This window comes from Streptomyces sp. NPDC031474 (genome assembly GCF_055581185.1).
Genome location: NZ_JBVIJX010000017.1, coordinates 15,228 through 28,787, shown reverse-complemented (window position 1 = coordinate 28,787; position 13,560 = coordinate 15,228). Strand labels below are relative to the sequence as shown.

Here is a 13,560-nt window from a genome sequence, read left to right as displayed (position 1 = left end):
CTACCTTGCGGGCCGCTGCGTGTTCCGTCCGATTTCACGGAACGGGCTCCACAGGCAGACATCACTTATCGAATTGCTCACAAGGTGCACCATGTGCAACCATGTGAACATGGTTGAAATCGCCATCAGCGCCGCCCGCTCCCAACTCGGCGACCTGGTCCGCCGCGCCGCCCACGGCCGCGAGACCATCGCCCTCACCGACCACGGCCACGTGGCCGCTCTGCTCGTATCACCACAGGTGATAGAGGACTTCGAAGACGCCCTGGCGGTGGCGGACTACCAGCGGCGCAAGGCAGAGGGAACTCTCGGACCCAGCATTCCGATGGCCGAGGTTCGTCGACGGCTGGGGCTCGAACAGCAGTGAAGTACGAGATCGTCTTCGAGCCGCACGCCCTCGATTCGGCAGCCCGGTTCCTGAAGGAAGATCCGAGCGGCCTGGCTCTGGTCCTCGACACCATCGACAAACTGGCCGACGACCCCCGTCCAGCGGCCTCGACTCCGTACGGGTCACCTGACATCCGCCGCCTCCGCATCGGCGACTACCGGGTCCTGTACGTCATCGACAACGAGGTGATCCACATCGTGATCACCCACCTCGGCCGCACCGCCTGACCGAAAGCGAGAGCCGCGCCACCCCTCCGTCCGGCGGCGGCGCGGCTCTCCTGTACGGGCGTAGGGCCCTCAGCCGCCCAGCACCTTCGTCATGTCCCCCGCCACGGGGATGGACCCGATCGACTGCGCCTGGGCCACCGGCCGGGTCAGCATCTGCGAGGTCAGCGGCTGGAAGTCGGCGAGCTGGGTGCCGACGCCGTTGTCGAGGGGGTCGACTCCGGTGCCGGCGAGCGGGTTGGGCTTGAGACCGGAGACGGCGCCGGTGACGTACGACAGGGAGCCGAGCGCCCCCTGCAGGCCCGCCTGCGGGTCGAGCCGGCCGATCGAGGTGGGGCGTGTCCGCACCACGTCGAGGACCGGGCCGCCGGTGGCCGCGGCGGCGGTGCCGGCGCCCGCGCCCAGCGCCACTCCCGCGGTCGCGAGGGCGGCGAGGGCACGCCGGCCGGTGGGGGTCTGGGATGTGTCGTGTCGGGCCATCGCGTTGCCGCCTTCTGGTGCGCAAGGTAATCGGGTCGACACGAAGGGTAGTTGAGGTGTGACGCGCGCTTCAAAGCCGACCCGCGGGGCCGCCACCGCGCCGGGAATGCCTCACACTGGTGTCCCGTGACCTCCCCTTTGCCCATACCGACGCGAGTCGTGCTGCTCTGCGGCCCTTCCGGCTCCGGCAAGTCCCTGCTCGCCGCCCGCTCCGGCCTCCCGGTCCTGCGGCTCGACGACTTCTACAAGGAGGGCGACGACCCGACGCTGCCGCTCGTCGCCGGGAGTTCCGACATCGACTGGGACCACCCCGACTCGTGGGACGCGGACACGGCGGTCGCCTCGATCGTGGAACTGTGCGGCACGGGCCGTACGAACGTTCCCGTGTACGACATCTCGCTGAGCGCCCGCACCGGCGAGGACGCGATCGAGATCGGGCGGACCCCGCTGTTCATCGCGGAGGGCATCTTCGCCGCCGAGATCGTCAACCGCTGCCGGGAGCTGGGCGTCCTGGCCGACGCGCTGTGCCTGAGCCGCGGCCCGGCGAAGACGTTCCGCCGCCGGTTCCTGCGGGACCTGAGGGAGGGCCGCAAGTCGGTGCCGTTCCTGCTGCGCCGCGGCTGGCGTCTGATGCGCGCCGAACGTTCCATCGTGGCCCGCCAGACCGCGCTCGGCGCGTACGCCTGCGACCGCGACGAGGCGATGGGCCGCCTGGCCGCCGCGGCAGCGGGCCGCCTCGCGCCGACGGCCCGCACAGCCGCCTAGGCCGTCGGGGCCGTCGGGGCCGGGACGTCCGGGCCGCCCCGGCGCGCGAGCGCCGCTTCGACGCGCACACGCAAAAGCGGGACTGGACGGACCCCCCGGCCCTCCAGTCCCGCTCCCTTGCGCTCCCCCGTGTTTCCCCGATTCCCCCGATTCCCCCCAGGTGGTGCTTCCCCCGTGGCGGCGCGGTACCGCTCCCCCGGACGTCCCCCGTCGGTTCCCCCGGTACCGCTCCCCCGTCACCGGCTTCCCTGAGCGAAGCCGGGCCCTTCCCCCGTCACCTTCAGGCGACCAGCTCCCCGAAGGCGTCCTCCTCGTCACGGCCGAAGCTGAGGACCTCGTCCTCGCGCAGCCGGCGGAGCGACCGCCAGATGCTGGACTTCACCGTGCCGACACTGATGTCGAGGATCTCCGCGATCTCCGGGTCGGTGCGGCCCTCGTAGTAGCGCAGGACCAGCATCGTCCGCTGGAGTTCGGGCAGCCGGGCCAGCGCCTGCCACAGGACCGCGCGCAGTTCGGTGCCGCGCATCGCGTCCGTGTCGCCGGGCGTCTCCGGCAGTTCCTCGGTCGGGTACTCGTTCAGCTTGCGGCGGCGCCACGCGCTGATGTGCAGGTTCGTCATGGTGCGGCGGAGGTAGCCCCCGACCGCGGCTTTGTCGCTGATCCGGTCCCACGCCCGGTACGTCGAGAACAGCGCGCTCTGCAGCAGGTCCTCGGCCTCGAAGCGGTCGCCGGTGAGGTGGTAGGCGGTGGCGTACAGGGAGGCGCGGCGCTCCTGGACGTAGGCGGTGAACTCCGCCTCGGTCAGCGAGCGACGCTCCCCCGTGTCCTCCCTGTACGCGGCTCCCCCGTGAGCCGCCTGTTCCCCCGTGTCAACCACCGTCATGTACGCGGTGTGCTGACGCCCGGCGCCGCGAGAGCACCCCCGCCCTCCCACGGCGCCGGACTTCTCGGAACCCCGGTTCACGTCGTGCAGGCGGGTGACGACTGCGACTGCGTTGGTGCTCCTACCGTGCAGCGTGTTCATCTCGCGCCCCCCGTCGTGGACTTACCGGTGTTCGGTCTCTTGCGTCTTGCGTCTTGCGTCTTGCGTCTTGCGTCATGCCGTCTTGCGTCTTGCCGTCTTGCGTCTTCTCGGGGTCCGGCTTCGCTGGTGTTCCCTGCGCCGCCTTGCCCGTGTCGAAAAGATTGCCCGGGCCACTTCATCGCCGTGTCCGCCGACTGTCACAGACCTGTCACAGGCCCCTGCCACGGGAACACCACAGACCGTTCACAGCCGTCCGCAGTACGGCAGTTGACCTCTCCCCGACCTCGCGCGTCCCGCCCGCACCGGGCCGGGCGCAGGTCGTGCCTGCCCACTCCGGGCTTACGGCTCCCGGCTCCCGCTCCTCGTCCCGTCGAAGTGCCCTTCGTGTCCCGGCATTCACGACCACGAGGAGTACGCACGTGGAGCCCCACGACCACACCCCGGCCCGCCACCGCATCGTCGGCCCCGTCGTCATCGCCGACGACCGTATGCGCGCCGCCACCGCCCACCGTCTGGCCCGGGCGGGGACGTCCCTGCTCTGGCGGGGCGACTTCCAGGGCGCCCGCCGGCTGCTGCGGGCGATGGACCGCCGTATCGGCGCAGGACCCGCCTCCCCCGACCCCGCGGAGGCCTTCCGCCTGCACCGCCGGGCCCGCGCCCACCGCGCCCGCGTCCTGGACCGGCTGCTGGTCGAACTGGCCGACGACCACACGGTGGCCCTGCGCCGGGCCCCCGACGTCCGCGAGGCCTGCCACGCCGCCTACGGACCGCCCAACGGCCCCGCCCTGGTACCGCTGCGGGAGCTGCTCGGGGTGATCAGCGCCCACCAGTGGCGGCTGAAGGGCGTCGAGGTCCCGGCCCTGGGCGCACGCGTCCACCCCCACTACGGCGTCTTCGCGCCGACGCGGAGCGAGTACGTCGACCTGGTGGCGGACGCCCCGCTGCCGGCAACGGTCCGACGCGCCCCCCGCCGCGGCCACCGCGTTCGACCTGGGCACCGGCACCGGCGTCCTCGCGGCGGTCCTGGCCGGGCGAGGCGTCGGGAGGATCGTCGGAACGGACATCAACCCCGCGCCCTGACCTGCGCCGAGGACAACGCCCACCGGCTCGGTCTCGGCGGACGGATCACGCTGGCCCCGGGCCTGTACCCGCCCGGCCGAGCCGATCTCGTCGTCTGCAATCCGCCGTGGCTGCCCGGCCGGCCGACCGTCGCACTGGAACTGGGCGTCTATGACGAGGGCAATGGGATGCTGCGGGGATTCCTGGGAGGTCTCATGGAGCACCTACGGCCCGGCGGCGAGGGCTGGCTGATCCTCTCCGATCTGGCCGAACACCTCGGCCTGCGGACCCGGGAGGAGCTGCTCGAACTCATCGAAACCGCAGGTCTACGGGTTGTGGACCGGATCGATGTACGACCCCGGCACAGGCGTGCGAGCGACGTCTGCGACCCCCTGCACGCGGCCCGTGCCGCCGAAACCACCACCCTCTGGCGTCTCAGGCCTGCCCCATAGGTCGAACGACAGCCCCCTCATGGGCCAGAATGAGCCCGTGCCTTCCCTGTTGCTGATCGAGGACGACGACGCCATCCGTACGGCCCTGGAGCTCTCATTGACGCGCCAGGGCCACCGGGTGGCCACCGCTGCCAGCGGTGAGGACGGTCTGAAGCTGCTGCGCGAGCAGCGGCCGGATCTCATCGTGCTGGACGTCATGCTGCCCGGCATCGACGGTTTCGAGGTGTGCCGGCGCATCCGGCGCACCGACCAGCTGCCGATCATTCTGCTCACCGCGCGCAGCGACGACATCGACGTCGTGGTCGGGCTGGAGTCCGGCGCCGACGACTACGTCGTCAAGCCCGTGCAGGGGCGGGTGCTGGACGCCCGCATCCGGGCCGTGCTGCGGCGCGGCGAGCGGGAGTCGAGCGACTCGGCGACGTTCGGCAGCCTCGTCATCGACCGGGCGGCGATGACGGTGACGAAGAACGGCGAGGACCTGCAACTGACGCCGACCGAGCTGCGGCTGCTGCTCGAACTGTCCCGGCGGCCGGGGCAGGCCTTGTCGCGTCAGCAGTTGCTGCGCCTCGTCTGGGAGCACGACTACCTCGGTGACTCGCGGCTGGTGGACGCCTGCGTCCAACGGCTGCGGGCCAAGGTGGAGGACGTGCCGTCGTCCCCGGTCCTGATCCGTACCGTTCGTGGCGTCGGCTACCGCCTGGACGCCCCTCAGTGACACAGGCGCAAGGGGGGCTCCGCGGCTGGTCCGTGGCGCGCAGGGGAAGACTTTCACGGCTGCGTTTCACCAGCCTGCGGCTGCGGCTCGTCGTCGTCTTCGGGGCGGTGGCGCTGACCGCCGCCGTCTCCGCGTCCGGCATCGCCTACTGGCTCAACCGTGAGGCCGTGCTGACCCGTACCCAGGGGGCGGTGCTGCGGGACTTCGAGCAGGAGATGCAGAACCGGGCGGGTTCGCTGCCCGAGCATCCCTCGCAGGACGAGCTCCAGCACACCGCCGGGCAGATGGCCAACAGCAGCCAGCGTTTCAGCGTGCTGCTGGTGGGCGCGGACGCGAGCGGCAAGACCGTCTACGGCAACTCGGGCGGGCTGAACGGGTTCTCGCTGGACGACGTGCCCGAGTCGCTGCGCACGGCCGTGAACAAGCGGCAGGACCTCACCGGCGACAACAAGTCGCAGTACCACCTGTACTGGCAGCGGGTCGTCGACCACGGGACGCCGTATCTGGTGGCCGGGACGAGGGTCATCGGGGGCGGCCCGACCGGGTACATGCGCAAGTCGCTGGAGCCGGAGGCGAAGGACCTCAACTCGCTGGCCTGGTCGCTGGGGATCGCCACCGGCCTCGCGCTGGTCGGGGCCGCGCTGCTCGCGCAGGCCGCCGCCACGACCGTCCTGAAGCCGGTGCACCGGCTGGGCGTCGCGGCCCGGCGGCTCGGCGAGGGCCGCCTCGACACGCGGCTGCGGGTGTCGGGGACGGACGAACTCGCCGATCTGTCACGGACGTTCAACCGGACGGCCGAGGCGCTGGAGAAGCGGGTCGACGACATGGCGGCCCGGGACGAGGCCTCGCGGCGGTTCGTCGCCGACATGTCGCACGAGCTGCGGACGCCGCTGACCGCCATCACCACCGTCGCGGAGGTGCTGGAGGAGGAGCTGGACGCCGAGTCCGGCAGCATCGACCCGATGATCGAGCCCGCGGTGCGGCTGGTGGTCAGTGAGACGCGGCGGCTGAACAACCTGGTCGAGAACCTGATGGAGGTCACCCGCTTCGACGCGGGCACCGCCCGGCTGGTCCTGGACGACGTCGACGTCGCGGACCAGATCACGGCCTGCATCGACGCCCGCGCCTGGCTGGACGCCGTCGACCTGGACGCCGAGCGCGGCATCCACGCCCGGATCGACCCGCGCCGGCTGGACGTCATCCTCGCCAACCTCATCGGCAACGCGCTCAAGCACGGCGGTTCGCCGGTGCGGGTGTCGGTGTCGACGGCGGACGACGCGGTCGTCATCGCCGTGCGCGACCACGGGCCGGGCATCCCCGAGGAGGTGCTGCCGCACGTCTTCGACCGGTTCTACAAGGCGAGCGCCTCCCGGCCGCGCTCCGAGGGCAGCGGGCTCGGCCTGTCCATCGCCCTGGAGAACGCCCACATCCACGGCGGCGGGATCACCGCTGCCAACTCCCCCGAGGGCGGCGCGGTGTTCACGCTGCGGCTGCCCCGGGACGTGTCCGAGCTGACGGAACAGGGCGGCGTCGGCGGCGGGCAGGGCGAGCAACCGGCGCAGGCGAAGGGGGACGCATCGTGACCATGGGGCGCGCGACGACCGTACGACGACGGCTGCTCGCCGTCCCCGTGCTGACCGCTCTGGCCGGGCTGCTCGCCGGCTGTGGCATCCGGGCGACCGAGGTGCCGACCGACTTCGGGGCCGCGCCCTCCCGGGCGCGCTGCTCGCTCACCGAACCGGACGTGGCGGCGCAGTCCGGGCGCGCGGGCGTGCCGGTGCAGGTGTTCCTGCTGTGCGGTTCGTCGCTGGTCGCCGTGGACCGGTACGTGCGGGTGCCGGACGGCGCGGCGGACTCCGAGCGGCGCGCGCTGGTGGCGCAGGGCCTGCTCGACCAGCTCGCCGAGTCGCCGTCGGCTGCCGAGAAGGAGGCCGGGTACACGACGGACGTGCGCGGCGGCATGTCGGTCGGCGGACCGCGCGCCAAGGACCCGGACGACGCGCTGCGCCTGAGCACCTCACCCGGCAGCCTCACCTCCTACGCCCTCGCGCAGCTCGTCTGCACGTTCTCCGACTCGGCGGCGGCCGAGGGCGACGGCTCGGTGATCCTGGGCGGCCCCGGCTCCGACCCCCTGCGCCGCTACGAGTGCACCAACGAGGTCCGCTCCCGCCCCGGCAGCGCGGAACCCCCGTCCTCAGCAGTCCGGGACGGCAGCTGAACGACTTTCCCGGCCCCGGCGACGACGGAAACCACCGACATCGCGAACCGGTGTGACGGACCGGAGCCACGGGCCCGTGTGACGGACCGGAGCCGCGGGCCGGTATCGCGGGCCGGTGTCGCCAGCCGGTGTGGCGGGCCGGTGTGGCGGACGCCTCATGGGGTGGGTGGCGGGCTTTGTCGTTGCAGGTCATGTGGGGCCGGGCGGGTGCGGTGGGGAGGTGCGGCGGCGGGTTCGGGCCGGTGTCGGGGGGCGGGCCGGAACCGATCGTGCCGGGGGGCGCGTCTTGGGGGGCGTGCAGCGTCAAGGCTCCATCGGCGGCAGCGCCGCTATCCGCATCCGCGCGACCGGGATTGTTCTCCTGGCCGCCCACCTCGTGTTCGTCGCCTGGGTCACGCTGCGCCCACTGAACGTCCCCTGGGTGATGCCCGCCAATCTGCACCCGTTCGACGGGATCCGCGCCGATCTGCGGCTGGGCTGGCCCGAGGCGACCCGGCGGATCGGCGAGGGGCTGGGGCTGCTCGCCCCGCTGGGCGTCCTGCTGCCGCTGGCGCACGGCAGGCTCCGTGTCTCGCCGCTCGCCTCCCTGGTCCGTACGGTCACGGCGGGCGCCCTGCTGTCGCTGGGCATCGAGCTGTTGCAGACCGGGGTGCCGGGGCAGGTCGTGGACGTCGACTCGATGCTGCTGAACACCGTGGGCGTGGCACTCGCCCATGTCGCCGTGGTGCCGGCGGTACGTGCGCGGCTGCGCCGCAGGGTGGAGCACCGGGGGTGGGCCGCGGTCCGCCAGGAGGAGACGACTCAGGGTCGGACCCCGAGGATTCCCAGGGTCGGGATCGCACCGTAGAGCGACGCTTCGCCCCCCTTCGTCACCGTAGCGTTGTCGTCAGATGGAGCGGCCGCCAAGGGCCGCCTCCGTCCCCCACTCTCGACTTCGCTCGAGCGGGTGGGGCCCCCATCGCTCGCGAAGGAGCCGCAGATGTCCAGCCTCGCCCGCCCCACCCACGGCCGCATGATCGGCGGAGTGTGCGCCGCGCTGGCCGGCCGCTTCCGCACCTCCCCGACCACGATGCGCGTGCTCTTCGTGCTCTCCTGCCTGCTGCCCGGCCCGCAGTTCCTGCTCTACATAGCGCTGTGGATCCTGCTCCCCTCGGAAGACAAGGCCCGCACCGCCTGGTGACGGCCGTCCGGTGACGGCCCGCCCGGCGGCGGCCGTGACGCGGCAACGCCGTTGGGGCGCGCCCGGTGGTTCCGGGTGCGCCCCAACGGCGTGCTGTGTGACGGAACAGGGCAGGCGGCGCCGCTCAGCCCAGCGGGAGACCGTTCACCGGCAGGCCGTGCGTGGGCAGGCCCTGGAGCGGCAGACCGCCGAGGAGACCGGCGGCGGGCGCGGTCGGGCCCTCGGCGAGCAGCTTCTCGGCGACCGGCTGGGCGGCGGCCAGGCCCGCGCCGACCGCCGGCTGCGCCTGCGACACGGCCTCACCGGCGCCGGGCAGCTCGTGGGCCACGCTCTCCGCCGGCAGCGTCCTGGTGACGCCGTCCAGGGCCTGCGTGGCGTCCGGAAGGGCGGGGGCGGCGTTCGCGGCGCCCGCACCGACGGCGGCGAAGGCGGCACCGAGAGCGGCGACACCGAGGGTCTTGGCAACAGACTGCTTCATGATGAATGCGTCCTCGAATGGGATAACGGGGAACCGAGCGGTTCTCGACCGTAAACACGGGGAGGGGTCGGCGGCAAACATCGAAATGCGGACGGATTGTGAACACCCGCCCGCATTCCGTACTCCGAAAACCCGGCGTTCAGTCTTCCCTGACGACAGAACCGCTGGTGGAAGCGGTCTGCTGGAACAGCCATTCGGACTTCAGTTCGGCATGGCCAGGCTTGATCACGTCATTGATCATGGCGAGTCGTTCATCGAAAGGAATGAATGCTGACTTCATAGCATTGACCGAGAACCACTGCAGATCATCGAGCGTATAGCCGAACGCGTCGACAAGGTGCTCGAATTCCCGGCTCATGCTGGTGCCGGACATCAGCCGGTTGTCGGTGTTCACGGTGGCCCGGAAGTGCAGCCGGCGCAGCAGTCCGATGGGGTGCTCGGCATAGGAGGCGGCGGCGCCGGTCTGGAGGTTGGAGCTCGGGCACATCTCCAACGGGATGCGCTTGTCGCGGACGTAGGAGGCGAGCCGGCCGAGCTTGACGCTGCCGTCGGCGGCGACCTCGATGTCGTCGATGATGCGCACCCCGTGGCCGAGCCGGTCGGCGCCGCACCACTGCAGGGCCTGCCAGATGGACGGCAGCCCGAAGGCCTCACCGGCGTGAATAGTAAAATGATTGTTTTCCCGCTTCAGATACTCGAAGGCGTCGAGGTGCCGGGTGGGCGGGTAACCGGCCTCCGCCCCCGCGATGTCGAAGCCGACGACACCCAAGTCCCGGTATCGGTTGGCGAGTTCGGCGATCTCAAGGGCCCGGGCGGCGTGCCGCATGGCGGTGAGCAGGGCGCCGACGCGGATGCGGTGCCCGTTCTCACGGGCCGTCCGCTCCCCTTCCCGGAAGCCCTCGTTGACGGCCTCGACGACCTCTTCGAGGCTCAGCCCGCCGTCGAGGTGCTGCTCGGGGGCGTAGCGCACCTCGGCGTAGACGACGCCGTCCTCGGCGAGGTCCTCGGCGCACTCGCGGGCGACCCGGACGAGCGCCTCGCGGGTCTGCATCACGCCGACGGTGTGCGAGAAGGTCTCCAGATACCGTTCCAGGGAACCGGAGTCGGCGGCCTCCCGGAACCAGCTGCCGAGCTTGTCGGCGTCGGCCTCGGGAAGCCCGGCGTACCCGGTGTCCCGGGCGAGGTCGACGATCGTGCCGGGGCGCAGCCCGCCGTCGAGATGGTCGTGCAGCAGAACCTTGGGCGCCCGCCGGATCTGGTCCGAGTTCGGGGTGATGCCCGTCTGGATGCTCTGGCTCGTCATGCCCGCACTCTAAGTCCTACGCGCGTAGATCACGCCTTGTCCCACGCCGCCGATACGCAACGGTGACCGCACGGACGGGTGGAGTACACGCCTGCTTCTGACACTGTTCTGTCATGGGACAGGAAGTATGGGGCAGGAAGTGACGCCGGTTCGGACTCCCCGGCTGGGAAGGGCGCTCGGCCCGGAGCCGACGGCGGTGAGCGGGGCGGTGGTGCTGCTCCCGGGGGGCGAGGAGGTCTCCAGCCGCAGGCCGGCCCCCGTGTGGCCGGCCTCCTCCGTCCGCGGCCTCGGCCGAAGACTCGCGCGCGCCGGTCGCGCGCACGGCGGTCTGGCCATCCACGCCGTGCACTACCGCTACCGGGGCTGGAACGGCAGCGAGGCGCACCTCGCGGCCGACGCGGCCTGGGCGGCCGACGAGGTCGTACGGCGTTACGGAGACGTTCCCGTGTGTCTGGCCGGCGTCGACATGGGTGCGCGGGCCGCGCTGCGCGCCGGGGGTCACGAGGCCGTCAACTCCGTGCTGGCGGTGGCTCCCTGGCTGCCGGAGGAGGACATGGCCGCGCCACCCGAACCGGTGAAGCAGCTCGCGGGACGGCGGGTGCTGATCGTGCACGGCACGAACGACGAACGCTGCGACCCGGAGCTGTCGTTCCGGCTCGCGGCGCGGGCGAAGAAGGCGAACCGGGACGTGTGCCGGTTCGAGGTGCACTCCGACGGGCATCGGCTGCACCAGTACCGGGGTGAAGTCCTCGCGCTGGCCGAGGACTTCGTGATGGGCGCGTTGTTCGGGCGGACGCTTTCCCGGCCGGTGGAGGACGCGTTGGCGGCTCCGCCGCCGTTGGGGCTGCGGATGCCGTTGGCCGCGGGGTTCGGCAAGTCGTTACGCCGGTGAGGCGGGGGCCCGGGGGCCTGGGGCCTTTCAGTCCGGCAGCAGGTTTCCGCGTCTTGACAGCAGGAACTTCTTGAAGGCGGCCACCGGCGGGGTGTCCGGGTGGCCGTCCAGCCAGGCGACGCCGATCTCGCGGGCGGCGCGTGGGGCGGTGACGGTCAGTTCCACGACCCCCGGGCGGGCCACGGCGGGCGGTGGCAGCAGCGCCACCCCCAGGCCCGCCGCCACCAGCCCCCTCAGCGTCTCCGCCTCCTCCCCCTCAAAGGCGATCCGGGGGCGGAAACCCGCTTCCTTGCAGAGGTCGTCGGTGATGCGGCGCAGGCCGTAGCCGGGTTCCAGGGTCACGAAGGTCTCGTCGGCGGCCTCGGCGAGACGGACGCGTCTGCGGGCGGCGAGGCGGTGGTCGGCGGGGACGACCAGCCGCAGCTTCTGCTCGTCGAGGCGGCGGGCGACGAGGTCGGGGGCGTCCGGGACCGGGGAGGTCAGACAGAGGTCCAGCTCGCCCGCCCGCAGCCGCTCGATCATCGCCTCGCCGTAGTTCTGGACGAGGCTGAAGCGGACGCGCGGATGGTCGGCGCGGAACGCGTGGATCAGGCCGGGGACGGTCTCGGCGCCCATCGTGTGCAGGAAGCCGAAGGCGACCTTGCCGGTGGCGGCGTCGGCGTCCGCCCGGACCTCGTCGGCGGCCCGCTCGATCTCGGCGAGGGCGCGTTCGACCGAGGTGAGAAAGGTGCGGCCGGCCGGGGTGAGGGAGACCGTGCGCCCGCGCCGGGCGAACAGGTCGACCCCCAGGTCCTGTTCGAGGCGGACCATCGCCCGGGAGAGCGTGGACTGGGGGACGTTCATCTCCTGCGCGGCCCGCGTGACGTGCTCGGTGCGGGCGACTCCGGCGAAGTACGCGAGCCGTGGGGCCAACGACATCGCCATGTCTTCTGTGTCACTGGACGGTGACAGGTGAGCCTGTGACCTCTGCTGATGCACCATGGGAACGATTATGACGATTCCATGCATTGGACGGATGAGCGGGGCCGTACGTAGGTTCGAGGCATGTCTCCCGCCAGTACCGGGGCGTCCACGATCGTGGGCGCCGCCTCCTCCGCTCCCGCCTCTACCTCCTCCTCTTCCACCCCCTCCTCTTCAGATTCCCGTATGGCCCCCGGTGGTCCCGGTTACCGTCGGATGAGCTTCGCGCTCTTCCTCGCCGGGGTGGCGACCTTCGCCCTGCTGTACTCCACGCAGGCGCTCCTGCCGCTGATCTCCGGTGACTTCGGGGTGGCGGCGAGCCAGGCGAGCTGGACGGTGGCGGCGGCGACCGGCGGACTGGCGCTGTTCGTCCTGCCGATGAGCGCCCTCTCCGAGCGCTACGGCCGCCGTACGGTGATGACGGCCTCGCTGGCGGTCGCGGTGGGGGTGGGCCTGCTGGTCCCCTTCGCCCCCTCTCTGGGCACGCTGGTCGTGCTGCGGGCGGTGCAGGGCGCCGCGCTGGCCGGGCTCCCGGCGTCGGCGACGGCGTATCTCGCGGAGGAGGTGCGGCCGAAGGCGCTGGTCACGGCGATCGGTCTGTTCGTGGCGGGCAACAGCGTCGGCGGGATGAGCGGCCGGGTCATCACCGGCTGGGTCGCGCAGGAGTGGGGCTGGCGGGTCGCGGTCGGCGTGATCGGCGCGCTGGCGGTGGCCTGCGCGATCGCCTTCCGGCTGCTGCTCCCGGCGCCGAAGCACTTCAGGACGGGTTCGCTGGCGCCCCGCGTCCTGGTCGGCACCGTCCGCGACCACCTCGCGAACCCGCTGCTGCGCCGGCTGTACGCGATCGGCGCGCTGTTCATGACCGTCTTCGGCGGCGTGTACACGGTCATCGGCTACCGGCTGACGGAGGCGCCGTTCTCCCTCCCGCAGGGCATCGTCGGCTCGATCTTCCTGGTGTACCTGGTGGGCACGGTGTCGGCGTCGACGGCGGGCCGGCTGGTCGGCCGGCTGGGACGGCGCGGGGCGCTGTACCTGGCGGGCGGCACGACGGCCGCGGGCCTGCTGCTGTCGCTCGCGGACTCGCTGGCGCTGGTGCTCCTGGGCCTGGTCCTGATCACGGCGGGCTTCTTCGCGGGGCACGCGGTGGCGTCCTCGGCGGTCAGCAAGACGGCGACGACCGGCCGCGCCCAGGCCTCCGCCCTCTACCAGTCCGCGTACTACATCGGCTCCAGCACCGGCTCCACGGTCGGCGCGATGGCCTTCCACTCGGGCGGCTGGGCCGGCACGGTCGGCGTGGGCGTGCTCGCGGTGCTCGGCGTCGTGACGATCACGGTGCTCGGGACGCGGGCGGCCCGCCGGGAGACGCTGGTCGCCGCCTGATCCCTTCCGGTGCCTTCCCCCTGCTCAGGGCCCGTTGTCAGTGGT

General features: G+C 72.0%; 16 protein-coding genes. 11 read left to right on the top strand and 5 right to left on the bottom strand.

The window, feature by feature from the left end; translation table 11 throughout:
• Positions 1-109: 109 nt before the first annotated feature.
• Together ACZ5SK_RS32975 and ACZ5SK_RS32970 are read left to right on the top strand one after the other, a co-directional pair.
• The gene (locus ACZ5SK_RS32975; RefSeq protein ID WP_334581189.1) at positions 110-364 is read left to right on the top strand and encodes a type II toxin-antitoxin system Phd/YefM family antitoxin; all 255 of its coding nucleotides are present in this window, start codon (positions 110-112) and stop codon (positions 362-364) included.
• Positions 361-612, top strand: a complete 252-nt coding sequence (locus ACZ5SK_RS32970; RefSeq protein WP_334577611.1) for a type II toxin-antitoxin system RelE family toxin — start codon at positions 361-363, stop codon at positions 610-612. The genes ACZ5SK_RS32975 and ACZ5SK_RS32970 overlap by 4 nt, the downstream gene beginning before the upstream one ends.
• A gap of 69 nt (positions 613-681) precedes the next feature.
• Here the strand turns inward: ACZ5SK_RS32970 and ACZ5SK_RS32965 are convergent, their stop codons facing one another.
• Positions 682-1,089, bottom strand: a complete 408-nt coding sequence (locus tag ACZ5SK_RS32965; protein ID WP_468576785.1) for a hypothetical protein — start codon at positions 1,087-1,089, stop codon at positions 682-684.
• Positions 1,090-1,215: 126 nt separating this feature from the next.
• Between ACZ5SK_RS32965 and ACZ5SK_RS32960 the strand changes: the two genes are divergently transcribed.
• Entirely contained in the window at positions 1,216-1,854 is a 639-nt protein-coding gene (locus ACZ5SK_RS32960) for a uridine kinase (RefSeq protein WP_468576784.1), read from the top strand.
• A gap of 280 nt (positions 1,855-2,134) precedes the next feature.
• Here the strand turns inward: ACZ5SK_RS32960 and ACZ5SK_RS32955 are convergent, their stop codons facing one another.
• Positions 2,135-2,878 (bottom strand): SigE family RNA polymerase sigma factor, encoded by a 744-nt coding sequence (locus tag ACZ5SK_RS32955; protein WP_319677186.1) that lies wholly within the window; start codon positions 2,876-2,878, stop codon positions 2,135-2,137.
• A 419-nt stretch (positions 2,879-3,297) separates the two neighbouring features.
• On the opposite strand from ACZ5SK_RS32955, the gene ACZ5SK_RS32950 reads away from it, so the two are divergent.
• From ACZ5SK_RS32950 to ACZ5SK_RS32925, 6 genes are all read left to right on the top strand, one after another.
• A complete protein-coding gene (locus tag ACZ5SK_RS32950; protein WP_468156705.1) occupies positions 3,298-4,389 on the top strand; it encodes a class I SAM-dependent methyltransferase in 1,092 nt (363 codons plus the stop codon).
• A gap of 37 nt (positions 4,390-4,426) precedes the next feature.
• On the top strand, positions 4,427-5,104 hold the full coding sequence (afsQ1, locus tag ACZ5SK_RS32945; protein WP_028807033.1) for a two-component system response regulator AfsQ1: 678 nt from the start codon (positions 4,427-4,429) through the stop codon (positions 5,102-5,104).
• Positions 5,101-6,687, top strand: a complete 1,587-nt coding sequence (locus ACZ5SK_RS32940) for a HAMP domain-containing sensor histidine kinase (RefSeq protein WP_334577614.1) — start codon at positions 5,101-5,103, stop codon at positions 6,685-6,687. Before afsQ1 ends, ACZ5SK_RS32940 begins: the two co-directional genes overlap by 4 nt.
• Positions 6,688-6,689: 2 nt before the next feature.
• Complete coding sequence (locus tag ACZ5SK_RS32935; RefSeq protein ID WP_468576840.1) at positions 6,690-7,322, top strand: hypothetical protein; 633 nt, start codon at positions 6,690-6,692, stop codon at positions 7,320-7,322.
• A gap of 295 nt (positions 7,323-7,617) precedes the next feature.
• Positions 7,618-8,169: a VanZ family protein gene (locus ACZ5SK_RS32930; protein WP_334577615.1), complete on the top strand. Its 552-nt coding sequence runs from the start codon at positions 7,618-7,620 to the stop codon at positions 8,167-8,169.
• A 132-nt stretch (positions 8,170-8,301) separates the two neighbouring features.
• The gene (locus ACZ5SK_RS32925; protein ID WP_079660186.1) at positions 8,302-8,502 is read left to right on the top strand and encodes a PspC domain-containing protein; all 201 of its coding nucleotides are present in this window, start codon (positions 8,302-8,304) and stop codon (positions 8,500-8,502) included.
• A 124-nt stretch (positions 8,503-8,626) separates the two neighbouring features.
• Here ACZ5SK_RS32925 and ACZ5SK_RS32920 read toward each other — a convergent pair whose 3' ends face one another.
• Positions 8,627-8,980: an ATP-binding protein gene (locus tag ACZ5SK_RS32920; protein ID WP_334577616.1), complete on the bottom strand. Its 354-nt coding sequence runs from the start codon at positions 8,978-8,980 to the stop codon at positions 8,627-8,629.
• Positions 8,981-9,119: 139 nt separating this feature from the next.
• Positions 9,120-10,283, bottom strand: a complete 1,164-nt coding sequence (locus ACZ5SK_RS32915; protein ID WP_334577617.1) for an adenosine deaminase — start codon at positions 10,281-10,283, stop codon at positions 9,120-9,122.
• A gap of 127 nt (positions 10,284-10,410) precedes the next feature.
• Between ACZ5SK_RS32915 and ACZ5SK_RS32910 the strand changes: the two genes are divergently transcribed.
• The gene (locus ACZ5SK_RS32910; protein WP_457495885.1) at positions 10,411-11,175 is read left to right on the top strand and encodes an alpha/beta hydrolase; all 765 of its coding nucleotides are present in this window, start codon (positions 10,411-10,413) and stop codon (positions 11,173-11,175) included.
• A gap of 27 nt (positions 11,176-11,202) precedes the next feature.
• Here ACZ5SK_RS32910 and ACZ5SK_RS32905 read toward each other — a convergent pair whose 3' ends face one another.
• Complete coding sequence (locus ACZ5SK_RS32905; protein ID WP_079660192.1) at positions 11,203-12,156, bottom strand: LysR family transcriptional regulator; 954 nt, start codon at positions 12,154-12,156, stop codon at positions 11,203-11,205.
• Positions 12,157-12,219: 63 nt separating this feature from the next.
• On the opposite strand from ACZ5SK_RS32905, the gene ACZ5SK_RS32900 reads away from it, so the two are divergent.
• Positions 12,220-13,515: an MFS transporter gene (locus ACZ5SK_RS32900; RefSeq protein ID WP_361701184.1), complete on the top strand. Its 1,296-nt coding sequence runs from the start codon at positions 12,220-12,222 to the stop codon at positions 13,513-13,515.
• Positions 13,516-13,560 lie beyond the last annotated feature (45 nt).